We start from the raw sequence: 23,919 nt of genomic DNA, 5'->3' as shown, positions 1-23,919 counted from the left end.
TGATGCAGATGGCTTTTGAAGTAGAGGAAGGGGCTAGGACGTGCTTTAACGTTTCAGCCGGAGCGTTCGAAAAGAGAAACATCCGTCAGTCTTCGCGAGGCTTCTTCGCCGCTTCGCGCCGCGCGCGGAAGAACGCCGAGAGCGTCTGGCTGCATTCTTCCGCCAGCACGCCACCCTCGACCATGACCCTATGGTTGAGATGCTCCTGCTCGAAGAATCGCCCACGGCTTTCCACTGCGCCCGACTTGGGCTCGACCGTGCCGTACACCAGGCGCTGGATGCGTGCGTGCACCAGCAGTCCGGAACACATGCTGCAGGGTTCCAGGGTCACATACAGGGTGCTGCCTGGCAGCCGGTAGTTGCCCGCCTCCGCCGCTGCCATGCGGATCGCCAGCATTTCGGCGTGGGCACTGGGATCGTGGCTACTGATCGGCCGGTTGAAGCCCCGCCCGATGATCTCGCCCTCGCGCACCAGGACCGCGCCCACCGGCACTTCGCCGAGGGCCGCGGCCTTTTCCGCCTCTGCCAGGGCCTCGCGCATGAAATGCGGGTCCCGGCTGCGATCGATGATCGGACGCACGCCTTTTACCGTCGGGTAGCCCTTGCCGTTGCTGATCAGCTTAGTCACCCGCACCAGGCCTCGCCGACCGCGATGGTCCCCATCAGGCCGGTCTCCATATGGTCGATGACGTGGCAGTGGAACATCCACAGGCCCGGATTGTCCGCCACCAGCGCCACGCGGGCAGTCTCGTTCTTGCCCAGCAGGTAGGTGTCGGTGAAGTACGGGATGATCTCCCGGCGATCCGAATCCAGCACCTTGAAGGCCATCCCATGCAGGTGGATCGGGTGCTGGTACTGCGCCATGTTGCGCAGCTCGAAGATGTAGCTCTGGCCTTCCTTGAGCTTGGCCAGCGGCGGCGCGTTGTGCTTGTGCTCCTCGCCGCCTTCCCAGGCCTTGCCGTTGATCTGCCAGAACGACGGATAGGGATTCTTGCCGCTGGTATCGGACATCGCCCCGACCCACTCGAAACGGAAACCGATCTTCTCGGCATTGGCCAGGTCCGGTTCGCTCACCGGATTCGCCGGCAACGGCTTCGGCCAGTCGCCGGCAGGTGCCTCGGCGCTGGCCACGCTGCGGATCGTCGCCAGGCGTACCGGCCCGTCGCGCAGGGACAGCTCGGTGCCCGCTTCCGGCACCTTCAGCGCCAGCTCCAGGCGCATCCCGGGGCCGATCCAGTACTGCCCCTCGAAGCCGCGTGGTTCCACCGGATGGCCATCGATGGCATAGATCCTCGCCTCGCCGTTGGGCAGGTTGAGACGGTAGGTGACGGTGTTGTCGACGTTCAGCAGGCGCACCCGGACAATCTGCCCGGCCGGCAGGTCGATGGTCGGCACATGCTTGCCGTTGATCGTCGAATAGCGCCCGCGGGTGCCTTCGCGCGCGGCCTGGCGCGGCACGCTGAAGGGGGTGAAGGCGCCCTGCTCGTCCACGTGCCAGGTCTTCAGGCAGAGAACCTTCTCGTGGCGGAACCCGGTGGGTTCGCGCTCCTCGATGATCAGCGGGCCGACCAGCCCGCGGCCGAGCTGCTCGCTGCTCATCAGGTGCGGGTGGTACCAGTAGCTGCCGGCGTCCTGGGTCTTGAACTGGTAGATGAAACTCTCGCCCGGCTGCACCGGCGGCTGGGAAATGTACGGCACGCCGTCCATCTCGATCGGCAGGCGGATGCCGTGCCAGTGGATGGTGGTCGGTTCGTCCAGCCTGTTGGTGAAGCGCACCCGCAGCCACTCGCCCTGCTTCGCCCGCAACTCCACGCCGGGGCACTGGCCGCCATAGGCCAGCGCCGGACTGCTGAAGCCCGGGACGATCTCCAGGTCCAGCGGCGCGGCGATCAGTTCGTAGTCGTACTCCTGCGCCACCTGCGGACGCGCCAGCCAGAAGCGCGCGCCGCCGGCGCCGAGGCCGACCACCGCCAGCCCGGCGAGGCCGCCGAGCACTTGTCTACGGGTAAATGTCATGGAGCCTTCACCTTCGCGGTACTGCGGCTGGGAAATGATAGATTTTCTCATTTCCACGCCCACAAGGCGAGTTCTCGCTCGGAACAAATACACTCCCGCTGACCTGCAGCAAGCAAAAGAGCTCCCCAGCGCCAGCGGCGGATCGCTGGTCGCGGACTACGCTCAGGCTACCTTCACGATGCGCTTGCCGAAGTTCTCGCCATTCAACAGGCCGACCAGAGCCGCCGGCAGGCTTTCCAGTCCGTAGAGCACATCCTCGTATACCTTGATCTGCCCGGAGTCGACCCATGCCTTGAGATCGGAGAGCGCCCGCTCTCTGCTCTCGAGAAAGTCGCCAAGAAGGAATCCGCGCAACGTCAGGCGCTTGATGATGAGCAGCCCGGGGATCCCGGCAGGACCGGCGGCGGGTCGGTCCAGGTCGTATTGCGAAATCGCGCCGCAACAGGCGACCCGTCCATGCTCCGCCATGTTCGGCAGACAGGCATCGAGGATTGCACCGCCGGTGTTGTCGAAATACGCGTCGATCCCGTCCGGACAGGTCCGCCGCAAGTCATCGGCCAGCGTCCCCGTCTTGTAGTCGAGTGCCGCGTCGAAACCCAGTTCACGAACCAGCCAGGCGCATTTGCTGGCGCCTCCCGCAATGCCGACAGTACGGCAGCCCCTGATCCTGGCGATCTGCCCGACGATAGAGCCGACGGCACCGGCGGCGGCTGACACCGCCAGCGTTTCGCCCTGCACCGGCCTCACGCATTCGAGAAGGCCGAAATAGGCCGTCAGGCCTGCTACGCCGTAGACGCTGAGCAGGTGCGTGAGGGGCTCCAGGCGCGGCAGCCTGATGAGCCCGGCCGCCGGCACGACCGCGAAAGTCTGCCAGCCGGTCTCGGCACAGACCAGGTCGCCGGGCTGGAACGACGCCGAGCACGATTCCACCACCTCGGCCAGTCCCAACCCCGCCATCACCTCCCCGGCCACGAGGCCGGGGCGATAGGTCGCGCCTTGCATCCAGGCCCGGCTGGCGGCGTCCAGCGGTATGTACAGGACACGAAGCAACAGCTCACCGTCGGCCGGAACCGGACAACGCACCTCCCGCCCCTGAAAATGCCGGACAGCGAGCGCAGTCCGGGGAAGCTCGCTCAGAACGATCTGACGGTTGATCATCGCTTCTCTCCCGCCGCGAGAGCGACACTGTCGCTGGCCTCACCGCCGAAAGCGGGAGGCATGTGAAACTGTCTGTCGTGCATGCTGTTCTCCGAGTCGATGGCAACCTGATGCAATCTCATTGTGAGAAAACATCTCCGGACTTAGAATGCAAAAAACTCCTATCTTCTATCGCGATCGTCCAGCATCAATGGATCCTCTCTCCGAAGTCCTTTCCCTGGTCAACAGCCAGGACTCCTCCTTCGGCGCCCTGAAGACCGGCGGCGATTGGGCACTCCGCTTTCCGGCACCGGAAGGTGTGAAGTTCAACGTGGTAGTCCGTGGCGCTTGCCTGCTGGCCACCGACGGCATGGAAGAGCCGATCCGACTGGAAGCGGGCGACTGCTTTCTGGTGTCCTGCCGCAGTCCGCTGCTGGTCGGCAGCGATCTATCCCTTCCCGCCGCCGACGCCACGCTGCTCTACCGAGATGCCCCTGACGGCGTCGCGCACTATGGGGAAAGCGAGGATTGTTTCCTGATCGGCGGTCGCTTCGCCTTTGGCGAAGAAGCCAACCTGCTGTTCGACGGGCTGCCTCCGGTGACCGTCGTGAAAAGCGATTCGGACCAGGCATCCGTACTGAGCTGGGCGCTGCACCGACTGGCCCATGAGTTTTCCTGCCCGTCACCCGGTAGCGCGCTGATCGCTCACCACCTGGGCCACATCATGCTGGCGCAGGTGCTGCGCCTCTATCTCGCCGGCAAGGGCAGCGACACGCCCAGTTGGCTGCTGGCGTTGTCCGATCCGCGCATAGGCGCGGCGATCCGGGCGATCCACGCCGAGCCGGCCAAAGTCTGGACGGTCGAGCGCCTGGCCGACGTAGCGGGTACCTCGCGCTCCACGCTGGCCCTGCGTTTCAAGCAAACCGCGGGACTGGCGCCGCTGGAATATGTATCGCACTGGCGTATGCAATTGGCGGCTCGCGCCCTGCGCGACAGCAAAGCGACGATTTCCTCGATCGCGCAAACCCTGGGCTACGGCTCGGACAGCGCCTTCAGCAACGCCTTCAAACGCATCATGAAATGCTCGCCCAGAGACTATCGCAGCCGGCAGGCCAGCAGGGCATAGCGCTCGGCGAACCGCCCATGCGGCAGGTTCCCCGAGCGGTCGAGCGCATGGTCAAACGACCGACGGAGCTTGCCACGGTATCTTTCCCGCCCGAAGGATGATCCCGATGGCCAGGACCACGCACGCGCCGAAGGCATAACGCAGGCCGAACGCTTCGGAGAGAAAGCCGATCAGCGGCGGGCCGATCAACGTGCCCAGGAATCCGATCGTCAGAACGGCTGCGATAGCCGAACTCGGCGCCATGCTCGAGGAGCGGGCGGCGGCCCCCGCCACCAGCGGAATGACGGTACAGATGCCGAGACCGACAAGGCAGAAGCCAATGATCGACGCCAGCAGGCTCGGATAGGCGATCGTCGTGACCATGCCGATCAAGGCGAGCCCCCCGCTCCACTGCAAGGTGCTGCGCGTACCGAAACGGTCGGCGACTCGGTTCAGCAGAAGCCGGCCGACAGTCATGGCGCCCATGAACACCATGAAGCCGACTCCGACCAGTTGCCGCTCGGCCGAGACCACGTCCTGGAAATAGACGACGCTCCAGTCATACATGATGCCTTCGCAGGCCATCGAGAAAAAAACGATCAGCCCGTAGTTGAAAAGCCTCCTGTCCGGCATCGTGAAGGCCCGCCCGACCCGCTCCGCGCCAGGCTGGTCGTGGAGAAAGCGCCAGCAGGCCAGGGCGGCCAGGAAGGCGATCACCGATATCACGCCGAAATGCGTGGACAAGGCAAAGTCCTGCCCGATCATCAACGCCCCGAACCCGGCGCCGACGAATCCCGCCAACCCCCATATACCGTGGAAAAACGGTAACTCGGTCTTTCCGATGAGCGCCTCCGACAGGCTTGCCTGGGTATTCGCTATAGGAGAACCCCGATACGAACAACAGAGCAGCAAGCTGGTAGACGCTAGAAGCCAAGGGAACCAACAACAGCAGAACGGCGTTCGCGAGAATCGCCGTTACTCCAACGTTTCTGCTGCCGAGCTTCGCGATCATCCAGCCGGATACCGGCAACGAGAGCACCACCCCGGCCGACATGGCGAAAAGCGCACTGCCGAACACCCCGTCGGAAAGCTGGAGTCCGTCTTTTATCGTGGCCATCCGGGAGCTGAGGCTCCCGAAACACAATCCGAGCATGAAGAACATGCCGGAGATGGCAATACCTTTCCCTACGCTGCTGGAGGTCATTCGATCGATCCCGGTGCTTGTTTGATGGACAGAAAGCGCGGTATCCGCGACGTCTTCCGTGTGCTCGACTAGGACGCGAATGCGTCGATCCCGGTGAGCGTCGCCGAAAGCCTCCAGAGGCGGCGGGCCTGCTCCGGATCGATCGCATGCTCGCGTACGCCGGCCAGGGTGCGCGAGTCGTCCGGCGCGATGCCTGCGATGTCGCAATCCTCGCAGTAGAGCCCGCCCATCCCCGCCAGCAGCGGAGAGGTCGCAGCCCACAGCTGGGTGGCAGCCCCCTGCTGCGGGGTCTTGAGCGTGTCGGGGCTGGCCGGATTGCCGGCTTCGTCCATCCAGCCCAGGGCGATCATCTCCGCCCGTGGAACATGGCGTTGCAACGGTGTGGCGATGCTGCCCGGATGCAATGCGAAGGCATGCACACCCCTCTCGCGACCCAGCGCATCCAACTGGATGGCGAACAGGGCGTTGGCAGTCTTCGACTGCGCATAAGCCAGCCACTTGTCGTAGCCCCGTTCGAACTGCACGTCGTCCCAGCGGATCGCCGAGTAGTGGTGCCCGGCGGAGGACACGGCGACCACTCGCGCGTCATCCGCGAGCGACGGCCACAAGAGGTTCACCAGGGCGTAGTGGCCAAGGTGATTGGTCGCGAACTGCGCTTCCCAGCCCGGGCCTACGCGGGTCTCGGGACAGGCCATCACACCGGCGTTGTTGATGACGATATCGGCACGACGGCGCGAGGCGGAGAAGGCCTCGGCGAACCGACGCACGCTGGCCAACTCGGCCAGGTCGAGCGCCTGCACCTCGACTTCGTCGAGCCCGAGCAGCGCCTCCCTTGCCACATCCGGTCTGCGCGCCGTAACAATGACCCGCGCGCCCGCGTCGGCCAGCGCCTTCGTGGTTTCCAGGCCAAGACCGGAGTAGCCGCCGGTCACGATGGCGGTCTTTCCGGAGAGGTCTCGCCCCGCCATCACCTCGCTGGCCTGCGTTTTCGCTCCGAATCCCGAATTGATGGGGGTTTGCCTGATAGCCATGAGAACTCTCCTCGCATGCGGAAGCGGCCAGGCGGATAGCGCTGGCTCTTGGGACGAGGGTCATTATCGAAGTGGAAAACTGGATTCCGAATGCAGCGGAATCCAGTTTCCTATCGAGATCGTCCGATCCCGTAAGCAGCTGTTTCATCACCGCTGCAAGAAAAGCACGGGACGGCGCAGAATTTGCTGTACGTTGGCGAACTCGCCAACAGCAGCTGAAGCAGGAAAAATTGATATCAACCCCAGGGCCTACTAACTAGGCAGCTGTACTAAAACTGGGGGCAGGTCACTCCACCGAACACTTCCGGGAAGGCATGGAACACAATGACGGAAAGCACCGCCACTGCGCGCAAGCCATCAATATCAGAGCGATACTTTGGTGGATAACCGTTCGACATGAGCCTGACTTGTACTTGCTTGTTGAAGCCGCTCCCTCGCTTGCTCGGGAATAGGTAAAACCACAGAAGCTTCCGCCGCCGAGCGAAGAAAATCGATGGCTAACATCACAAATTCGCCGGCCTGCCAAGACGCATACATAGAAGACGGCGACCTGTCGGCCACCCTGCCCCATGTGCGTCTCTACGACCAGTAGTCGCTCCGCCCAGTTCGTGGGTAACTTGCTGGCGACGCGGAAATGGCTCAGCCCCTGCTGAGCAGCCTGGCCACCAAACGGCGATACCCCGCCAGAAGCGAAAATCTGTCCTGGTAGAAATCGAGGATCATGGTTTGCCCATGAATGTCGATGGTATGCGGACCGCGTGCGTCCTGGAACGCCAGGTTTGCTACACGCTTCTCCGAATAATGCTCTGGATCGAGCACCTCGATTTCGTTTACGGCCAGACTGCTTCCATAACCATAGGAGTTGTTCTGACCGAACCGGTAAAGCTTTCCTCCCTCCTTGAAGATACGCCCGCCCATTCGTGCGGAGCCGGGATTCATCACCACAGGGTTACAGGGATGGGAAGTGTAGGGTCCTTCCAGGCTCTCGCCGACATAAAGATAAAGGTTGTCCGAACCTGATACCGCCTGGCCGCAGAACAGGTAGTACCTGCCCCCGTGTTCGAAAAGCGTGCCATCCAGAATCCGCTCACCCTCCATTCCCTGGAATAGCTTCTTGCTCTCCAGAGCGAAAGGAGGAGGCAGAAGACAGGGAGCGGAATGAGAGGCGACTTCCGGTATCAGATATTCGACACCAGACGCCTCGAACGAATAGGGATAGGAAAAATGATTCCCCTTCAAGATCACACGTGAAAAGTCAAGACTCTGGGCCTTCAATTCAATGATTTCACCCAGACCGTTGCTAGCATTCAAGGCTTCGAGACGTATCAGCTTACCGTCCGCACTAAAGAAAGGATCGGCGTAGAAAGTATACCCCTTCTCCACCTTCGGAATCTTTCCTGCTGAGACGGACAATTCTTGCAACGAAGGAATATCGTTGTAAGGAAGCGCAACGACATTCCATTTTTTTTCGAAAAACGCCCCGTACGATAGCCGGGCAAGCCCCCGGAAGATAGTCTTGCAGAAAAACTTGAAGACGGTGAAATTGCTGGGCAGACGGTAGTTTTTGCCCAGCTTTTCTAATACCACCTGCTCTCCCCGAGAGTAATTGACAAGCGCCTTGCGAAGCAGCACGACCGAATTCAGATAAAAGTTTCTTGAGGTTTTCTTGTAGGAGTGGTGATGAACCTTGGAGTACCCGCGCACCAAGACCTCGCCGGCGTCCAGTTTGTTGGAGAGCTTCTGGACTATGATCCCGACGCTGTCTGCATTTTCATATATCTCATAAAAGCCCGCGGGCCGCCCCCTGTAGTACTCTGGATCGCCATGGTGGTAGGAAAGAATGTCCAGCCTCTGCAATCCTCCATCGATGCGGAGCAGAGACATGCCAAACTTGATGACCAGCTTTATTCCCTTATCCAGAATTCGGGCGCAGACATCTTCCGGGATGCGCTGCCAGGCCCCTTCGTAATCAGAATCGAAATGAATGACTTCTGAGCCACGAGAGTCTAACTGCACTCGACGAGTCATATCATTCTTCAGGGAAAGAATATTGAGAAAATAATACCCGCAATGCTTGATGACACTTTTCTTGGTCGCGCTATTACGACAACTGAGAACCAATTGAATATCAAGATACTCAGAAGAGTCTTCAATCGCCCGCTTTTGCCACTCACTCAATGAAAGATCATCAACAATCAACGCGGCCTTTATTTTCATCCCGAAACTCGCCTCTAAAACAATGAAACCCCAAAAATGCTGCGAAATTTCGACAGCCCCGAGAAACCGACACTTTTCACTGAAAAGCTGCCATGACAATTAGCAAAGCATCATTAAAGCGAAGCAGTATATCTCATGATCGACGGGCCGATTCAACCGTAAAACGGCCGTTAAACAGTTGCCGGACCACCAGCCAACGCTATACAGACATCATTTGGCGGAGCCATAAAAGACAACGGCCTTACGGCCGTTGTCTTTCGGATGAATCACCAGGGAAGAAGTGGCTTCACTCCCACTCGATAGTCGCCGGCGGCTTGCTCGACACGTCGTAGGTGACCCGGGAGATACCGGCAATCTCGTTGATGATGCGGTTCGAGACCTTCTCCAGCAGTTCGTAGGGCAGGTGCGCCCAGCGCGCGGTCATGAAGTCGATGGTCTCCACCGCGCGCAGGGCGACGACCCAGGCGTAGCGACGGCCGTCGCCGACCACGCCGACCGATTTCACTGGCTGGAACACCACGAACGCCTGGCTGGTCTTGTGGTACCAGTCGAAGGCGCGCAGTTCCTCGATGAAGATGTGGTCGGCCTGGCGCAGCAGGTCGGCGTACTCCTTCTTCACCTCGCCGAGGATGCGCACGCCCAGGCCCGGGCCGGGGAACGGGTGGCGGTAGACCATGTCGTAGGGCAGGCCCAGCTCCAGGCCGATCTTGCGCACTTCGTCCTTGAACAGTTCGCGCAGCGGCTCGACCAGTTCGAACTGCATGTCCTCCGGCAGGCCGCCGACGTTGTGGTGCGACTTGATCACGTGGGCCTTGCCGGTCTTGGCGCCGGCCGACTCGATCACGTCGGGGTAGATGGTGCCCTGGGCGAGGAACTTCACGTCCTGCAGCTTGGTGGCTTCTTCGTCGAAAACTTCGATGAAGGTGCGGCCGATGATCTTGCGCTTCTCTTCCGGGTCGGCGACGCCGGCCAGGCGGCCGAGGAACTTGTCCTCGGCGTTGGCGCGGATCACCTTCACGCCCATGTTCTCGGCGAACATGGCCATCACCTGGTCGCCTTCGTGCAGGCGCAGCAGGCCGTTGTCGACGAACACGCAGGTCAGTTGGTCGCCGATGGCCTTGTGCAGCAGCGCGGCGACCACCGAGGAGTCCACGCCGCCGGAGAGGCCTAGCAGGACCTTGGAGGAACCGACCTGGGCGCGCACGGTGGCGATGGCGTCGTCGACGATGTTCGAGGGGGTCCACAGCGCGGCGCAACCGCAGATGTCGAGGACGAAGCGCGAGAGAATGCGCAGGCCCTGCTTGGTGTGGGTGACTTCCGGGTGGAATTGCACGCCGTAGTAGGCGCGGGCATCGTCGGCCATGGCGGCGATCGGGCAGCTCGGGGTGCTGGCCAGGATGTGGAAGCCGGCCGGCATCTCGGTGACCTTGTCGCCGTGGCTCATCCACACGTCGAGGCCGAGCACGCCGTCGTCGTCCACGTGGTCCTCGATGCCGTCCAGCAGGCGCGCCTTGCCGACCACGTCGACGCGGGCGTAGCCGAACTCGCGCAGGTCGGAGCCCTGCACCTTGCCGCCCATCTGCTCGGCCATGGTCTGCATGCCGTAGCAGATGCCGAACAGCGGCACCTTCAGGTCGAACACCGCCTGCGGCGCGCGCGGGCTGTCGGCTTCGTGTACCGACTCGGGGCCACCGGCGAGGATGATGCCGCGCGGCGCGAAGGCGATGATCGCCTCGTTGCTCATGTCGAAGGGATGGATTTCGCAATACACGCCGATCTCGCGCACGCGGCGAGCGATCAGTTGGGTGTACTGGGAGCCGAAATCGAGGATCAGGATACGGTGGGCGTGAATGTCTTGGGACATGGCCATCTCTCGCTACGGAATTCGAAAACGACACGGGGCTGAATCGAACAGCCCCGTGCAGCACTCATTTCAATCAGCCTCAACCAACCCGGTAGTTGGGGGCTTCCTTGGTGATCTGGACGTCGTGGACATGGGACTCGGCCATGCCCGCGCCGGTGATCCGGACGAACTGCGGCTGCGTGCGCATCTGCTGGATGTCGGCGCTGCCGGTGTAGCCCATGGCGGCGCGCAGGCCGCCCATCAGCTGGTGGACGATGGCGGACAGGGCACCCTTGTACGGCACGCGACCCTCGATGCCTTCCGGCACCAGCTTCTCGGCGCCGGCGGAGGCGTCCTGGAAGTAGCGGTCGGACGAGCCCTGGGAGCCGGACATGGCGCCCAGCGAACCCATGCCGCGGTAGGACTTGTAGGAACGGCCCTGGAACAGCTCGATCTCGCCCGGCGCTTCCTCGGTACCGGCGAACATCGAGCCCATCATCACACAGTAGGCGCCGGCGACCATGGCCTTGGCCAGGTCGCCGGAGAAGCGGATGCCGCCGTCGGCGATCAGCGGTACGCCGGTGCCTTCGAGGGCGGCGGCAACGTTGGCGATGGCGGAGATCTGCGGCACGCCGACACCGGCGACGATGCGGGTGGTGCAGATCGAGCCCGGGCCGATGCCGACCTTGACCGCGTCGGCGCCAGCCTCGGCGAGGGCCTTGGCGGCCTCGGCGGTGGCGATGTTGCCGCCGATCACCTGGACGTCCGGGAAGGTCTGCTTGACCCAGCGCACACGCTCGATCACGCCCTTGGAGTGGCCGTGGGCGGTGTCCACCACCACCACGTCGACCCCGGCGGCGACCAGCGCGGCAACGCGCTCGCCGGTATCGGCGCCGGTGCCGACGGCGGCGCCGACGCGCAGGCGGCCCTGCTCGTCCTTGGACGCCAGCGGGTAGGTCTTGGCCTTCTCGATGTCACGGAAGGTCACCAGGCCACGCAGGTAGAAGTTCTCGTCGACTACCAGCATCTTCTCGATGCGGTTCTCGTAGAGCTTGGCCTTCATCTCTTCCAGCGGGGTGCCTTCGCGGGCGGTGACCAGCTTGTCCTTCGGGGTCATGATCGCGGCGACGGTATCGCCGGCGTTCGGCTTCACCCGCAGGTCGCGACCGGTGACGATACCGACCAGCTCGCCCTGCTCCACCACCGGGAAACCGGAGAAGCCGTACTCGCGGGCCATCTGCAGCAGTTCGATGATCTTGGTCGAGGGGGTCACGGTGACCGGGTCGCGGACGATGGCCGTTTCGTGCTTCTTGACCTTGCGGACTTCCGCGGCCTGCTGCTCGATGCCCATGTTCTTGTGGATGATGCCGATGCCGCCTTCCTGGGCCATGGCGATGGCCAGGCGGGCTTCGGTCACGGTATCCATCGCGGCGGATACCAGCGGGATGTTCAGTTCGATGCCGCGGGTCAGGCGAGTTTTCAAACTCACGTCCTTGGGCAGGACTTCGGAATAACCGGGGATCAGAAGGACGTCGTCGAAAGTCAGGGCTTCTTGACTGATTCGCAGCATGGCGGGCGCTCCCAGACGGGAAAAATGGAAGCGCGACATTATACCCAGCCACGGGCTTCCGCTCAACGCAGTTGATCGCCGAAAACGGCGAATGGGCAAATATCTTGCAAGGCGCCCGCCAGGCCCCGTTCCGCCTGTCCTATCCCGCATTTGCAGGATGGCAGCGCGGCGGCGGATGGCCGGATACTGCGTACGTCACCCAGCGACCGCCCAGGCGGCGGGACGCCGATTCCAAGAACTATAAAAGTGGGACGGGGGAGAGAATGAAAGGGAGCACTGACCCGCATTCGTCATCCGCAGCCTTGCTCGCGGCGTTCGGCGCCGCCGTGCTGGACATCAACCGGCTGGCGCGCGACAAGACCCTGGAGCGTTTCCATCGCACCGCGCTGGAACGTCTGCAGCAACTGGTGCCGTTCCAGCGTGCCTGGTGGGGCCGCGCGGCGCTGATCGACGGCGTGCCGGTGGAGCACAGCGCACACCTGTTCAACCTCGAAGAGCACTATGTCGAGGACTGGAAATCGATCAGCCACGACGACATCACCGTCGGCCTGGTACACGCCCGCCCGGGCACCGCCGTGGCCGTTGACATGCAGGCCACCGCCGGGCTGCGCTGGCTTGGCGCGCGTCACGACATCGGTGAGCTGCTCTGCGTGATCCACGTCGATCCGATCACCCGCCTCAGCGACCATGTCGCCCTCTATCGCACGCCTGGCGGCCCGCCCTTCGCGGACCAGGAGAAACTGCTCCTCGGGCAACTCTCGGCGCACCTGGCCGCGGCCGTCTCGGCCAACCAGATCCGTACCCTGGTGGCCCTGCGCGAATCCCTCGAACGCCAGGCTCTGGCCATGGCGGTATGCGATCGCTACGGCGTGCTGCATTGCGCCGAACGCGGCTTCGTCGACCTGCTGCTCGGCGCCTGGCCGGGCTGGACCGGTCCGCAGTTGCCGGAGGAAACCAGCCCGCAGGGCTATCGCGATGCGCGCCTGGTGATCGACTCGCGGCAGGTCGGCGACCTCTACCTGCTCACCGCGCGGCAACCGAGCGCGATCGAACAGTTGAGCAATCGCGAAGGCGACGTCGCCCTGCTGTTCAGCGAAGGCAAGACCTACAAGCAGATCGCCCGCGACCTCGGCCTGGCGCCGAACACCGTGCGCCATCACATACGCACCATCTATTCCAAGCTCGGCGTCAACGACAAGGCGAGCATCGCCCACCTGCTGCACCAGTTCCCGCCTGGCTGACAGCCCTCCACCCCTGCCATCACCGCTTCGCCCGCCCCGCCATGGGCGGCATGGGCGCCCTTTCGCCTGCGAAAAGGCGCAACCACCACCGGCGCGACGAACGCCGGGCACACAACGACCGGGGAGACCGACACATGACCCACCGCACCGCCTCGATGGCCGCACCGACCGCCAGCGCCCTCGCGCTGCTCGGCATCCCGCTCCTGCTGGGCGCCGAAGCCGGCGCCGCCGACCTCAACGCCCGCGACTTCTTCGGCGCCCCAGCAGGCACCACGCTCGGCGTGCTCTACCTGCCGGCGACCCGCGCCCATGAGTTCCACGGGCCGGCCGATCGCAACGGCAAGGCCGAACTGAAGACCAACGCGATGGCCTACCGCCAGGTGTTCTTCAGCGACATCTGCGGCACTCTCTGCACGCCGCAGTTCATCATTCCCTTCGTCGACATCGATGCGCGCCTGCCCGGCAGCGCCGGGCATACCGGCGAGACCGGTTTCGGCGATCCCCAGGTCGGCGGCACCCTGTTCTTCATCAACGACCCGGAACGGCGCCGCTACAGCGGCCTGCTGACCCTGATCACCCTGCCGCTGGGCGAGTACCACGCGAAGAACCCCGATGTCTCGCCCGGCGCCAACCGCTGGGGCGCCACCTTCGTCTACAACTACACCCAGGGCATCGGCCGCGACTGGGTGCTGGAAGCCAACCTGGAAGCGCAGTTCTACGCGAAGAACGACGACTACTTCGGCAGCGACCTGGAACAGAAACCGCTCTATCGCCTGCAGGCCTTCGCCTCCTACGACTTCAGCCAGAGCACCTACGGCGCCCTCAAGCTGGTGCACGCCGATGGCGGCGAACTGAAGCTGCAGGGCCATACCCTCGACGACACCCACCAGCGCTACACCCAACTCGGCTTCGAGCTAGGCCACTGGCTGGACCGGCGCAACAGCCTGATGTTCGGTCTCTCGCGCAACGTCGCCACCGACAATGCTTTCCATGGCAGCCAGGCCCTGTTGCGCCTGGTCCATGTGTTCTGAGGAGGCGCAGCCATGAGCGCTTCCGACAAGACTCTCGCCAGCGCCTCTCCGGCGTCCGGCAACCTCGCGCTGCTCGCGGCCATCGTGGTGTTCGCCGCGATCACCCCGACCATCCTGATGACCGCCCCCGCCGTCGCCGCGCAACTGGCGACCCAGTGGCAACTGAGCCCGGCGCGGGTCGGCGACCTGTTTTCGGTGGAGCTGGGCGCCATGAGCCTGGCGACGCTGCCGGCCTTCCATTGGCTGAAACGCGTCGATTGGCGCCACGCGGCGCTGCTCGCCGGCCTGCTGTTCATCGCCGCCAACCTGGCCTCGGCGCTGGCCGGCAGCTACCCGCTGCTGCTCGCCCTGCGTTTCTGCAGCGCCCTCGCCGGCGGCTCGCTGATGATCCTCTGCCTGTCCAGCGCCGCCAGCACCGCCACCCCGAGCCGGGTCTACGGGCTCTGGGTGATGGGCCAACTGGTGGTCGGCGCCGTCGGCCTGGCACTGCTGCCGGCGCTGTTCGAACGCTTCGGCCTGGCCGCCTGCTACCTGTTGCTGGCCGGCCTGATGGGCCTCGCCCTGCCGTTGTCGCGGGCCTTCCCCAGTGGCAGCCCGCCAGCGGAAGCCCGCGCCAGTACCGGCGCGGTTCACTCGCGACTGCGGGTCGGGCTGGGTATCCTCGCCGTGCTCACCTTCTATATCAGCCTCAGCGGCGTCTGGACCTTCATCGGCGCCATCGCCGAAGGCGCGGGGATCGGTGCCGGCGCCAGCGGCGAGGTACTCGCCGGCGCCACCCTGATGGGCATCGCCGGGGCGGCCTGCGCCTCCTTCATCGGCAACCGCCTGCCGCGCGACCTGATGCTGCTCGGCGGCTACCTGGCGATGGCCGCGGCGATCCTCCTGCTGATCGGCCAGCCACCGCTGGCGCGCTTCGCCCTGGCCGCGCTGCTGTTCAAGTTCACCTGGACCTTCGCCCTGCCGTTCATCCTCGCCTGCCTCGCCGACCTGGACCGCTCCGGCCGCCTGATGAACGCCTCCAACCTGGTCATCGGCGGCGGGCTGGCCATCGGCCCGGCGCTGGCCGGACGACTCATCGAAGGCAGCGGCGGTTTCCTCCCGCTGCTGCCGATCGCCGCCGGCCTGGCCGCCCTCTCGCTGCTGCTGGCCCTGGCCTGCCGGCCACGCTGAAACCCTTTCCCGAACCACGGATACCCGCCATGACCCGACGTACCGCTTTCTTCTTCGACGAACTCTGCCTCTGGCACGCCGCCGGCCCGCACGCGCTGACCCTGCCGGTCGGCGGCTGGGTGCAACCGCCTGCCGCCGCCGGACACGCCGAATCACCGGAAACCAAGCGCCGGCTGAAAAGCCTGCTCGACGTGTCCGGCCTGACCGCCCGCCTGCAACTGCGCAGCGCACCGCCGGCGAGCGACGAGGACCTGCTGCGCGTGCATCCGGCGCACTATCTGGAACGCTTCAAGGCGTTGAGCGACGCCGGCGGCGGCAGCCTCGGCCAGGACGCGCCGATCGGCCCGGGCAGCTACGAGATCGCCCGGCTCTCCGCCGGCCTGGCCATCGCCGCGCTGGACGCGGTGCTCGCCGGCCAGGCGGACAACGCCTACTCGCTGTCGCGGCCGCCAGGTCATCACTGCCTGCCGGACCAGGCGATGGGCTTCTGTTTCTTCGCCAACATCGCCGTGGCCATCGAGGCGGCCAAGGCGCGCCACGGCGTCGAGCGGGTCGCGGTGCTGGACTGGGACGTGCACCACGGCAACGGCACCCAGGCGATCTACTACCGGCGCGACGACGTGCTGAGCATTTCCCTGCATCAGGACGGCTGCTTCCCGCCTGGCTACAGCGGCGCCGAAGACATCGGCGAGGATCGCGGTCGTGGCTTCAACCTCAACGTGCCGCTGCTTCCCGGCGGCGGTCACGACGCCTACATGCAGGCCATGCAACGCATCGTGTTGCCAGCGCTGGAGCGCTTCCGCCCGCAATTGATCGTGGTCGCCAGTGGCTTCGACGCCAACGCGGTGGACCCGCTGGCACGCATGCAACTGCACAGCGACAGCTTCCGGGCGATGACCGCGATGGTCCGCGACGCGGCCGAGCGGCATGCCGGCGGACGCCTGGTGGTGGTCCACGAAGGCGGCTACTCGGAAGCCTACGTGCCGTTCTGCGGCTTGGCTGTGATCGAAGAACTCAGCGGCGTGCGCAGCGCGGTGCGCGACCCGCTGCGCGACTTCATCGAGTTGCAGCAGCCCAACGCGGCGTTCCGCGACTTCCAGCGCCAGCGCCTCGAAGAGCTGGCCGCACAGTTCGGCCTGTGCCCGGCGCAGCCGCTTCAAGCGGCCAGGTAGCGCCCGACCAGCGCCAGGCCGCTGCACAGCACCAGCCAGGTGACCAGGCGGACGAAGGCTTCACGCGACAGACGCAGGGTCACCCGACGGCCGATCCACAGGCCCAGCGCCATGCCCGGCAGCAGGCAGGCGGCGAGCAGCCAGGGCTCGCGCGCGGCATACAGCCCGGCGAGCAGGAACAGCCCCAGGCGGACGAAGGTGCTACAACCGATCAGCGCGCTCTGGGTGGCGCGCATCTGCTCCTTGCTCGCCAGGCGTCCGTTCAGGTACAGCGAATAAAGGAAGCCGCCGCTGCCGAACAACGCGCCGAACAGCCCGCCGAAGACACCGAAGGGCAACGCCCAGGTCGCCCGCCAGCGCGGCTGGCCGCGTGGCTGGAGGAACAGCGCGTAGAGCGCATAGAGACTGACGAACACGCCGAGGGCCAGCATCAGCAGCTCCGCGCGTAGCGCCAGAAGTCCGTACGCCCCCAGCGCACAGCCCAGCAGCATGCAGGGCAGCAGACGCTTGAGCTCAGTGACGGCGATCTGCCGCCGCGCCGGCAGCCAGTTGCCGAACGACGCGCTGAAATCCAGCAGGACCAGCAGCGGAATGATCTGCGACAGCGGCAGCACCCCGGCCAGCAACGGGCCGGCGACCAGCGCGGTGCCGAAGCCGGCGATGCCGAACACCACATAGGCGAGGACGATGGCCAGTTCGACCAGCAGCCATTGCCATAGGCTGAACGGCAGGGCGGCGAACAGGACTGACGGATCGAGCGAGGACATGGCGACTCCCGGAACGACGACCTGCGCACTCTAGCGAGCGCAACGGCGCGCCAGCCAATACAATCCGAGCCCTGTAGCCATCTCGAAAAGGCATGGGTAATCTTCCGATGATCTCTTTGCGGCAACTCCATTACTTCGTCGAAATCGTCGAGTCCGGCGGCTTCAGCCGTGCCGCCGAACGCCTGTTCGTCGCCCAGTCGGCGCTCAGCCGGCAGGTGCGCGAACTGGAGGACAGCATCGGCACCCCACTGCTCCGCCGCGGTCCGCGCCAGGTCGAGCTGACGCCGGCCGGTCGCGCCTTCCTGCCACGCGCGCAGCGCCTGCTCGGCGACCTGGAGGCCGCCCGGCGCCTGGCTCGCGAGGTCGGCGAAGGCGGCCATGGCCTGCTGCGCCTGGGGCACTCCAGCTCGGTGCCGCTGGTGGGCGGCCTGCAAGCGGCGCTGCGCGGCTACCTCGCGGCGCAGAGCGGCGTCCGCCTGGAACTGACCCAGCAATCCTCCGAGCAGCAACTCGCCGATCTCGCCGAAGGACGCCTGGACCTTGGCCTGCTGCGCCTGCCGGTGCTGCGCCAGCATCCCCGGCTGCACCTGCGCGCCCTGTACCGCGAGCCGTTGCTCCTGGCTCTCGCCGCCGACCATCCGCTGGCCCGCCGTGAAGCCCCCGTGGCCCTGGCCGCCCTGGCCGGAGAAACCTTCGTCTCCATTCCCCACCTGCAACGCGGCGGCCTCAGCTATCGCGCCGCCGAACTCTGCCTCGGCGCCGGTTTCTACCCACGCCCGGCGCGCGCGCTGTCGCGCAAGACCAGCCAGTTGCAACTGATCGAGGCCGGCTTCGGCGTCGCCCTGGTGCCCGCCTCGATGCGCGCCATCGCACCGCCCGCCGTGCGCTTCATGTCTCTGGCCGAGGCCGAGGCATACAGCGAGGTGGCGCTGGCCTGGCGACGCGACGATAGTCCCCTGGTGGAAGGCTTCGTCGAATATTTCCTGGAGAATCTGCCGAACGAAGCCAAGGATTGATCGCACATCCCGGTGCGCCGCCTTATCATGCCGCCCATGCGTAACGATCCCTTCCAACGGCTCGGCCTCGATCGCGAGGTGCTGACCGTCAGCCAACTGAACCAGCGCGCCCGCCTGCTGCTGGAAGACGTGTTCCCGCAGGTATGGGTCGAGGGCGAGCTGTCCAACCTCGCCCGGCCGGCCTCCGGACATGTCTACTTCACCCTCAAGGACAGCAACGCGCAGATCCGCTGCGCGCTGTTCCGGCAGAACGCCCTGCGCGTACGCCAGGCCTTGCGCGACGGGCTGGCGGTAAAGGTGCGCGGAAAGATCTCGCTGTTCGAGGGACGCGGCGACTACCAGTTGATCGCCGATACCGTCGAGCCGGCCGGCGACGGCGCCCTGCGCCTGGCCTTCGAGGCATTGAAGGAAAAACTCGCCGGCGAAGGCCTGTTCGCCAGCGAACGCAAGCGTCCGCTGCCCGCCCATCCGCGCCGCATCGGTATCGTCAGTTCGCCCAGCGGGGCGGTGATCCGCGACATCATCAGCGTGTTTCGCCGCCGCGCACCGCAGGTCGAGCTGACCCTGGTGCCCACCGCAGTGCAGGGCCGCGAGGCCGTCGCGCAGATCGTCCGCGCGCTACAACTGGCCGACCGGCAGGGCTTCGACGCGCTGATCCTGGCCCGTGGCGGCGGTTCCCTGGAAGACCTCTGGTGCTTCAACGAAGAAGCGGTGGCGCGCGCCGTGGCGGCCTGCGCCACGCCGATCGTCAGCGCGGTCGGCCACGAGACCGACGTATCGATCAGCGACTTCGTCGCCGACGTGCGCGCGCCGACGCCTTCGGCCGCCGCCGAACTGCTGGCGCCCAACGCCGGCGACCTGCAGCAGCGTCTCGACGGCCTGCGCCGGCGCCTGGTGCTGCGCATGCGCGACCAGTTGCTGCGCGAACGCCTGCGCCTGGAAGGCGTCGCCCGCCGCCTGCGCCATCCCGGCGAACGCCTGCGTCAGCAGGCGCAGCGCCTGGACGACCTGGACATGCGCCTGCGCCGTGCCTTCGAGCGCCAGCTGGCGGTCCGCCACGAACGCCTGGTCCGCCTGGAGACACGTCTCGCCGCACAGCATCCGGGCCGCACCCTGGCGCTGCTCCGGCAGAAGCTCGACAGCCTCGCCGCGCGCCTGCCGCGCGCCGCCCGCGAGGTACTGAAGGATCGTCGTCAGCGCCTCGAAGGACTGGCGCAGACGCTCAACGTGGTCAGCCCGCTGGCGACCCTGGGCCGCGGCTACAGCATCCTCCTCGACGAGCGTGGCCGGGCGATCCGCGATGCCGGCCAGACCCAGCCGGGACAGCGCCTGAAGGCGCGCCTGGCGGAAGGCGAACTGGAGGTGCGGGTCGAGGACAACCACCGGACGCCGGTGACCCTGTCGCTGCTGGACTGAGCCGCGATGATCCGCCTCAGCCAGCGCGCCCTGGCCTACCTCAACGAGGTGATCCACCACGGTTCTCTTCGCCGCGCCGCCCAGCACCTGAACATCGACCCCTCGGCCATCAGCCGGCAGCTCGCCAGCCTGGAGGAACATCTCGGCGTGCGCCTCCTGCAACGCACCCCGCAAGGCGTGGCGCCTACCGAGGCCGGCGAGCTGCTGGTGGCGCACTACCGCCAGCAACGGGCCAACGAAGAGGGCGTGCTGTCGCGTCTGTCGGCCCTGCAGGGGCTGCGCCAGGGCAAGGTGCGCCTGGCGGTCGGCGAGGGCTTCATCGCCGACCTGATCTCCCAGCCATTGCAGAGTTTCATCCTGCGCTACCCCGGCATCGAGCTGGAGGTCCGCATGGCCGGGGCCAACGAAGGCGTGGCGCTGGTCAAGGAAGACGCCGTCGACCTGGCCCTGGTCTACGCCCCGGTCGAGGACGGCGAACTGGACGTGCACGTCGACACCCGCCAGCCCCTCGACCTGATCATCCCCGCCAACCATGCCCTCGCCGGACACCGCGGCGCGGTGCCGATGCGCGCGCTGCGCAACGAGTCGCTGGCGTTGATCCACAACAGCACCGGCATGGGCCAACTGGCGGTGATCGCCGCCCAACTGGAGCGCATCGAGCTAAGGCCGAAGCTGCGCACCAACTCGGTGGCGGTGCTGACCAATTTCGTCAAGTCCGGCATCGGCGTGGCCTTCATGCCGGAGTTGACGGTCAGCCACGAGATCGAGGCCGGGCATATCCGTTGCCTGCCGCTGGCCCACCCGGCGCTGCGCGACGCCCGCGCGCGGATCGTCAGCCACAAGGGCCGCGAGCTGACCGTGGCGGCGATCGCCTGCCTGGAACACCTGCGCCGCGGCATGCGCTTCTTCAGCGGCGACGCGCCCGGGCTCTCGCAGCGCTGAGGCGTTGCCTTTTTCGCATCACGTCCGGACTTGAATAGTCAACGAGACAACGGCTAGCGTTGCTTCGCTTTCGTGCGAGCACCCGGCCCCGCGCCCCGACAAGAAGTGCCGCCGATCCCTCGACCGTTCGGACTGCCATAAGGAAAACAACATGCACACGAATCCGCGCCGCGGCCTCGCCCGCCGCTTCGCCGCCGGACTGCTGGCCGCCGCCCTGGGCCTGGGCGGCAGCCTCGCCCAGGCCGCCACCACCCTCAACCTGAGCTATAACGGCGCCGCCGACAGCGAGAAGAACCTGGTGCACCTGTTCGCCAGCAACCTCAAGCGCCTGGCCGAGGAAAAGAGCGGCGGCGAACTGCAGTTCAAGCTCTACCCCAACAGCATGCTCGGCGAAGAGGAGCAGCGCATGGAACAGGTGATGACCGGCCCCGGCCTGAACATCGCCTCCTTCGCCGGGATCGCCCCGCTGTTCCCGGAGATCTACGTCAGCGCCACGCCCTTCATGTTCAAGGACGCCGCCGCGGCCCACGCCTTCTTCGACAGCGGCAGCTACTGGCAGGCCGCCCGCGAGGCCTTCCGCGAGCGCACCGGCACCGAGCTGCTGGCGGTGGTCGAGGAAGGCGGCTTCCTCAACTTCACCAACGGCAAGAAGCCGATCCACGGCCCGGCGGACTTCCAGGGCCTGCGCTTCCGCGCCATGGATCCCAGCCAGGTGGCGCTCTACGAAGCCTTCGGCGCCTCCGGCACGCCGATCCCCTGGACCGAGTTGTACATGGGCCTGCGCACCGGCGTCGCCGACGGCCAGATGAACCCGACCTCCTACATCATCCTCGGCAGCCTCTACCAGGTGCAGAAGTACCTGACCCTGGCCAACATCCAGTACTCCGACCAGTTCCTGGTGGCCAACGGCGATCTGCTCGCCAGCCTCCCGGCAAAGGAGCGCCAGGCCCTGCTCGACGCCGCCGCCGAAGCCACCCGGCTGAACCGCGAGGCGGTCGCTGCCCAGCAGGAGCGCGACCTGGCGTTCCTCAAGGAAAAGGGCATGCAGATCATCCAGCCGTCCGCCGATGACCTCGCCGCCTTCCGCGAGAAAGGCCAGCCGTCCTACCTGGCCTGGCTGAAGACCCAGGACATCGAGCCGCGCTGGACCGAGATGGCCTTCCGCGACGCCGGTCTCGCCACCGCCCCCTGACCTTCGCGCGTTGCCCCCCCGACGGCCGCTGCCGTCGGCCGGGCGCGCCTGTCCGACTTTCCGGAGTACCTCCCATGCCGTCATTGCTCAAGGGCATGCGCGCCGCGTTGCTGAACCTCGCCACGCTGCTGTTGCTGCTCGACCTGGTCCTGCTCATCTACGGCGTGTTCGCCCGCTACCTGCTCGGCAGCTCGCCGATCTGGATGGACGAACTGGCCCGCTACCTCATCATCGGCGCAGTAATGCTGGCGCTCGGCGCGGTATGGATGGAAGGCGGGCACATGCGCGTCAACCTGCTGGAACAACGCCTGCCGCCGCGCCTGGCGCAGGCCCTCAGGCTCTACCAGTGGCTGCTGGCGCTGGCCTTCTTCGCCTTCGCCGCCTGGGTCAGCACCCGCTACGCGCTGAACGCCGGGCGCTTCCGCAGCCTCGGCCTGGGCGTCAGCCGCACCTGGCCGTTGCTCAGCCTGCCGCTCGGCTTCGGCCTGCTGACCCTCATGCTGTTGCTCCAGGGGCCCTGGCCGCGGCAGCCGGCCAGCACCACCGTCGAGGGAGGGTCGCAGGCATGATGGCCATCGCCATGATCGCAGCCTTCGTGGTCAACCTCCTGCTCGGCCTGCCGCTGTTCCTCTGCCTGCTGCTCACCGCGCTGGTGGGGTTCCTCTTCGTCGACCCGGCGCTGTTCGCCAACACCCTGCCGCAGCGCTTCTTCGGCGGCATGGACATCTTCTCGCTGATGGCGATCCCGCTGTTCGTGCTGGCCGGCAACCTGATGAACCATTCCGGCATGACCCCGCGCCTGATGCGCCTGGCCAACGCCCTGGTCGGCCACTTCCGCGGCGGCCTCGGCCACGTCAACGTGGTCGCCGGGGTGTTCTTCGCCGGGGTCAACGGGTCCGCCGCGGCCGACGCTTCGGCACTCAGCACCCTGCTGGTGCCGGCCATGGAAAAGGAAGGCTACTCGCGGCGCTTCGCCGCCGGGCTGACCGCGGGCAGCTCGCTGATCGGTCCGATCATCCCGCCGAGCATCTTCATGATCCTCTATTCCTCGCTGACCAACACCTCGGTGGGCGAGCTGTTCCTCGCCGGGGTGATTCCCGGCCTGCTGCTGGCCGCCGCCTTCATGCTGCTGAACGCGGTGTACGCCTACCGCAACGGGCTGCAGGCGCGCCATGCGGCGCCGGCCTGGGGCGAGATCCTGGCGGCGCTGTCCGGCGCCCTGACCGCGCTGATCGCGCCGGTGATCATCGTCGCCGGAATCGTCCTGGGACTGGTCACGCCCACCGAGTCGGGCGCCTTGATCGCTCTCTACGTGGCGCTGGTCGGTCTGCTCCAGCGCCAACTGAGCCTGGTCGGGCTGTGGAACTCGCTGCGCGAGACGGTACGCCTGACCGCCAGCATCTACGTGATCATCGCCGCCGCTTCGGTGGTCAACTGGTTGCTCAACTACGCCCAGGTCGCCAGCGAGTTCGCCCAGTTGCTGGAGCCGTTCGGCCACTCGCCGACCCTGATGCTGTTCATCATCAGCGCGGTGATCTTCGTCTGCGGCATGCTCATGGAAGAAGTCTCGGTACTGATGCTGCTGACGCCGATAGTCGCTCCGGTGGCGCTGGCCGCCGGCGTGGATCCGGTGCACCTGGGGCTGATCTTCACCCTGAACATCACCATCGCCCTGATCACCCCGCCAATGGGCGCCTGCCTGTTCATCGTGGCGACCATCAGCCGCCTCGATATCCTGGAAATGTTCAAGGGTATCTGGCCGTTCATCCTCGTGGCCCTGGGGGTGCTGTCGCTGCTGATCCTGTTCCCGTCCCTGACCCTGTGGCTGCCACGCCTGCTCAATTGACGC

At 65.7% G+C, this 23,919-nt stretch carries 21 protein-coding genes; 12 read left to right on the top strand and 9 right to left on the bottom strand.

What is annotated here, in order from left to right; genetic code table 11:
- Window positions 1-85 precede the first annotated feature (85 nt).
- The 3 genes from tadA to ACI766_RS06045 all read right to left on the bottom strand — a co-directional run bounded on the left by tadA (window position 86) and on the right by ACI766_RS06045 (window position 3,174).
- Window positions 86-634, bottom strand: a complete 549-nt coding sequence (tadA, locus tag ACI766_RS06055; protein WP_003124122.1) for a tRNA adenosine(34) deaminase TadA — start codon at window positions 632-634, stop codon at window positions 86-88.
- Window positions 625-2,016, bottom strand: a complete 1,392-nt coding sequence (locus ACI766_RS06050; protein WP_003092698.1) for a multicopper oxidase family protein — start codon at window positions 2,014-2,016, stop codon at window positions 625-627. The genes tadA and ACI766_RS06050 overlap by 10 nt, the downstream gene beginning before the upstream one ends.
- A gap of 162 nt (window positions 2,017-2,178) precedes the next feature.
- Window positions 2,179-3,174 (bottom strand): NADP-dependent oxidoreductase, encoded by a 996-nt coding sequence (locus tag ACI766_RS06045; RefSeq protein WP_003453713.1) that lies wholly within the window; start codon window positions 3,172-3,174, stop codon window positions 2,179-2,181.
- A gap of 190 nt (window positions 3,175-3,364) precedes the next feature.
- Between ACI766_RS06045 and ACI766_RS06040 the strand changes: the two genes are divergently transcribed.
- Entirely contained in the window at window positions 3,365-4,279 is a 915-nt protein-coding gene (locus tag ACI766_RS06040) for an AraC family transcriptional regulator (protein WP_003162432.1), read from the top strand.
- A 51-nt stretch (window positions 4,280-4,330) separates the two neighbouring features.
- Here ACI766_RS06040 and ACI766_RS06035 read toward each other — a convergent pair whose 3' ends face one another.
- Window positions 4,331-5,059 carry an MFS transporter gene (locus tag ACI766_RS06035; RefSeq protein ID WP_003453717.1) on the bottom strand — a complete coding sequence of 243 codons (729 nt, stop codon included), beginning with the start codon at window positions 5,057-5,059 and terminating at the stop codon, window positions 4,331-4,333.
- Here ACI766_RS06035 and ACI766_RS06030 point away from each other — a divergent pair.
- Window positions 4,995-5,534: a hypothetical protein gene (locus ACI766_RS06030; protein WP_162404107.1), complete on the top strand. Its 540-nt coding sequence runs from the start codon at window positions 4,995-4,997 to the stop codon at window positions 5,532-5,534. The genes ACI766_RS06035 and ACI766_RS06030 overlap by 65 nt on opposite strands.
- Here ACI766_RS06030 and ACI766_RS06025 read toward each other — a convergent pair.
- The 4 genes from ACI766_RS06025 to guaB all read right to left on the bottom strand — a co-directional run bounded on the left by ACI766_RS06025 (window position 5,531) and on the right by guaB (window position 12,123).
- Window positions 5,531-6,493: an SDR family NAD(P)-dependent oxidoreductase gene (locus ACI766_RS06025; RefSeq protein ID WP_003453720.1), complete on the bottom strand. Its 963-nt coding sequence runs from the start codon at window positions 6,491-6,493 to the stop codon at window positions 5,531-5,533. The genes ACI766_RS06030 and ACI766_RS06025 overlap by 4 nt on opposite strands.
- Before the next feature lie 639 nt (window positions 6,494-7,132).
- Complete coding sequence (locus ACI766_RS06020) at window positions 7,133-8,710, bottom strand: hypothetical protein (protein WP_003453723.1); 1,578 nt, start codon at window positions 8,708-8,710, stop codon at window positions 7,133-7,135.
- Window positions 8,711-8,996: 286 nt separating this feature from the next.
- Entirely contained in the window at window positions 8,997-10,574 is a 1,578-nt protein-coding gene (guaA, locus tag ACI766_RS06015) for a glutamine-hydrolyzing GMP synthase (protein ID WP_003105901.1), read from the bottom strand.
- A gap of 79 nt (window positions 10,575-10,653) precedes the next feature.
- Window positions 10,654-12,123: an IMP dehydrogenase gene (gene guaB / locus ACI766_RS06010; RefSeq protein ID WP_003092702.1), complete on the bottom strand. Its 1,470-nt coding sequence runs from the start codon at window positions 12,121-12,123 to the stop codon at window positions 10,654-10,656.
- A 263-nt stretch (window positions 12,124-12,386) separates the two neighbouring features.
- Between guaB and ACI766_RS06005 the strand changes: the two genes are divergently transcribed.
- From ACI766_RS06005 to ACI766_RS05990, 4 genes are all read left to right on the top strand, one after another.
- Entirely contained in the window at window positions 12,387-13,364 is a 978-nt protein-coding gene (locus tag ACI766_RS06005; RefSeq protein ID WP_003119304.1) for a helix-turn-helix transcriptional regulator, read from the top strand.
- A 134-nt stretch (window positions 13,365-13,498) separates the two neighbouring features.
- Window positions 13,499-14,395, top strand: a complete 897-nt coding sequence (locus ACI766_RS06000) for a transporter (RefSeq protein WP_004345610.1) — start codon at window positions 13,499-13,501, stop codon at window positions 14,393-14,395.
- A 12-nt stretch (window positions 14,396-14,407) separates the two neighbouring features.
- Window positions 14,408-15,565, top strand: coding sequence for an MFS transporter (locus tag ACI766_RS05995; RefSeq protein WP_016263149.1), 1,158 nt, complete (start codon window positions 14,408-14,410; stop codon window positions 15,563-15,565).
- Between the two features lie 29 nt (window positions 15,566-15,594).
- The gene (locus tag ACI766_RS05990) at window positions 15,595-16,737 is read left to right on the top strand and encodes a class II histone deacetylase (RefSeq protein WP_003105893.1); all 1,143 of its coding nucleotides are present in this window, start codon (window positions 15,595-15,597) and stop codon (window positions 16,735-16,737) included.
- On the opposite strand, the gene ACI766_RS05985 is transcribed toward ACI766_RS05990, so the two are convergent.
- On the bottom strand, window positions 16,722-17,504 hold the full coding sequence (locus tag ACI766_RS05985) for a sulfite exporter TauE/SafE family protein (RefSeq protein ID WP_003113815.1): 783 nt from the start codon (window positions 17,502-17,504) through the stop codon (window positions 16,722-16,724). The genes ACI766_RS05990 and ACI766_RS05985 overlap by 16 nt on opposite strands.
- A 107-nt stretch (window positions 17,505-17,611) precedes the next feature.
- On the opposite strand from ACI766_RS05985, the gene ACI766_RS05980 reads away from it, so the two are divergent.
- From ACI766_RS05980 to ACI766_RS05955, 6 genes are all read left to right on the top strand, one after another.
- On the top strand, window positions 17,612-18,520 hold the full coding sequence (locus tag ACI766_RS05980; RefSeq protein WP_003137872.1) for a LysR family transcriptional regulator: 909 nt from the start codon (window positions 17,612-17,614) through the stop codon (window positions 18,518-18,520).
- A 36-nt stretch (window positions 18,521-18,556) separates the two neighbouring features.
- The gene (xseA, locus tag ACI766_RS05975) at window positions 18,557-19,936 is read left to right on the top strand and encodes an exodeoxyribonuclease VII large subunit (RefSeq protein WP_003113813.1); all 1,380 of its coding nucleotides are present in this window, start codon (window positions 18,557-18,559) and stop codon (window positions 19,934-19,936) included.
- Between the two features lie 6 nt (window positions 19,937-19,942).
- Window positions 19,943-20,878: a LysR family transcriptional regulator gene (locus tag ACI766_RS05970; RefSeq protein WP_003092728.1), complete on the top strand. Its 936-nt coding sequence runs from the start codon at window positions 19,943-19,945 to the stop codon at window positions 20,876-20,878.
- Window positions 20,879-21,029: 151 nt separating this feature from the next.
- Complete coding sequence (gene dctP, locus ACI766_RS05965; RefSeq protein WP_003105399.1) at window positions 21,030-22,070, top strand: TRAP transporter substrate-binding protein DctP; 1,041 nt, start codon at window positions 21,030-21,032, stop codon at window positions 22,068-22,070.
- Between the two features lie 74 nt (window positions 22,071-22,144).
- Complete coding sequence (locus tag ACI766_RS05960) at window positions 22,145-22,639, top strand: TRAP transporter small permease (RefSeq protein ID WP_003105397.1); 495 nt, start codon at window positions 22,145-22,147, stop codon at window positions 22,637-22,639.
- A complete protein-coding gene (locus tag ACI766_RS05955; RefSeq protein WP_003105394.1) occupies window positions 22,636-23,916 on the top strand; it encodes a TRAP transporter large permease in 1,281 nt (426 codons plus the stop codon). The genes ACI766_RS05960 and ACI766_RS05955 overlap by 4 nt, the downstream gene beginning before the upstream one ends.
- The last annotated feature ends 3 nt before the right edge of the window (window positions 23,917-23,919 follow it).

Origin of the sequence: Pseudomonas sp. DL (assembly GCF_047199225.1) — a bacterium.
Taxonomy (GTDB): Bacteria; Pseudomonadota; Gammaproteobacteria; order Pseudomonadales; family Pseudomonadaceae; genus Pseudomonas; species Pseudomonas aeruginosa.
Note: the sequence above shows the minus strand (reverse complement) of the source record. Positions and strands in the feature narration are given on the sequence as shown.

Bases quoted from the DNA above. Each gene is read 5' to 3' on its own strand.
- ACI766_RS06050 (WP_003092698.1), bottom strand. From the start codon at position 2,016: ATGACATTTACCCGTAGACAAGTGCTCGGCGGCCTCGCCGGGCTGGCG.
- ACI766_RS06045 (WP_003453713.1), bottom strand. From the start codon at position 3,174: ATGATCAACCGTCAGATCGTTCTGAGCGAGCTTCCCCGGACTGCGCTC.
- ACI766_RS06040 (WP_003162432.1), top strand. From the start codon at position 3,365: ATGGATCCTCTCTCCGAAGTCCTTTCCCTGGTCAACAGCCAGGACTCC.
- ACI766_RS06025 (WP_003453720.1), bottom strand. From the start codon at position 6,493: ATGGCTATCAGGCAAACCCCCATCAATTCGGGATTCGGAGCGAAAACG.
- ACI766_RS06020 (WP_003453723.1), bottom strand. From the start codon at position 8,710: ATGAAAATAAAGGCCGCGTTGATTGTTGATGATCTTTCATTGAGTGAG.
- guaA (WP_003105901.1), bottom strand. From the start codon at position 10,574: ATGTCCCAAGACATTCACGCCCACCGTATCCTGATCCTCGATTTCGGC.
- guaB (WP_003092702.1), bottom strand. From the start codon at position 12,123: ATGCTGCGAATCAGTCAAGAAGCCCTGACTTTCGACGACGTCCTTCTG.
- ACI766_RS06005 (WP_003119304.1), top strand. From the start codon at position 12,387: ATGAAAGGGAGCACTGACCCGCATTCGTCATCCGCAGCCTTGCTCGCG.
- ACI766_RS06000 (WP_004345610.1), top strand. From the start codon at position 13,499: ATGACCCACCGCACCGCCTCGATGGCCGCACCGACCGCCAGCGCCCTC.
- ACI766_RS05995 (WP_016263149.1), top strand. From the start codon at position 14,408: ATGAGCGCTTCCGACAAGACTCTCGCCAGCGCCTCTCCGGCGTCCGGC.
- ACI766_RS05990 (WP_003105893.1), top strand. From the start codon at position 15,595: ATGACCCGACGTACCGCTTTCTTCTTCGACGAACTCTGCCTCTGGCAC.
- ACI766_RS05985 (WP_003113815.1), bottom strand. From the start codon at position 17,504: ATGTCCTCGCTCGATCCGTCAGTCCTGTTCGCCGCCCTGCCGTTCAGC.
- ACI766_RS05980 (WP_003137872.1), top strand. From the start codon at position 17,612: ATGATCTCTTTGCGGCAACTCCATTACTTCGTCGAAATCGTCGAGTCC.
- xseA (WP_003113813.1), top strand. From the start codon at position 18,557: ATGCGTAACGATCCCTTCCAACGGCTCGGCCTCGATCGCGAGGTGCTG.
- ACI766_RS05970 (WP_003092728.1), top strand. From the start codon at position 19,943: ATGATCCGCCTCAGCCAGCGCGCCCTGGCCTACCTCAACGAGGTGATC.
- dctP (WP_003105399.1), top strand. From the start codon at position 21,030: ATGCACACGAATCCGCGCCGCGGCCTCGCCCGCCGCTTCGCCGCCGGA.
- ACI766_RS05960 (WP_003105397.1), top strand. From the start codon at position 22,145: ATGCCGTCATTGCTCAAGGGCATGCGCGCCGCGTTGCTGAACCTCGCC.
- ACI766_RS05955 (WP_003105394.1), top strand. From the start codon at position 22,636: ATGATGGCCATCGCCATGATCGCAGCCTTCGTGGTCAACCTCCTGCTC.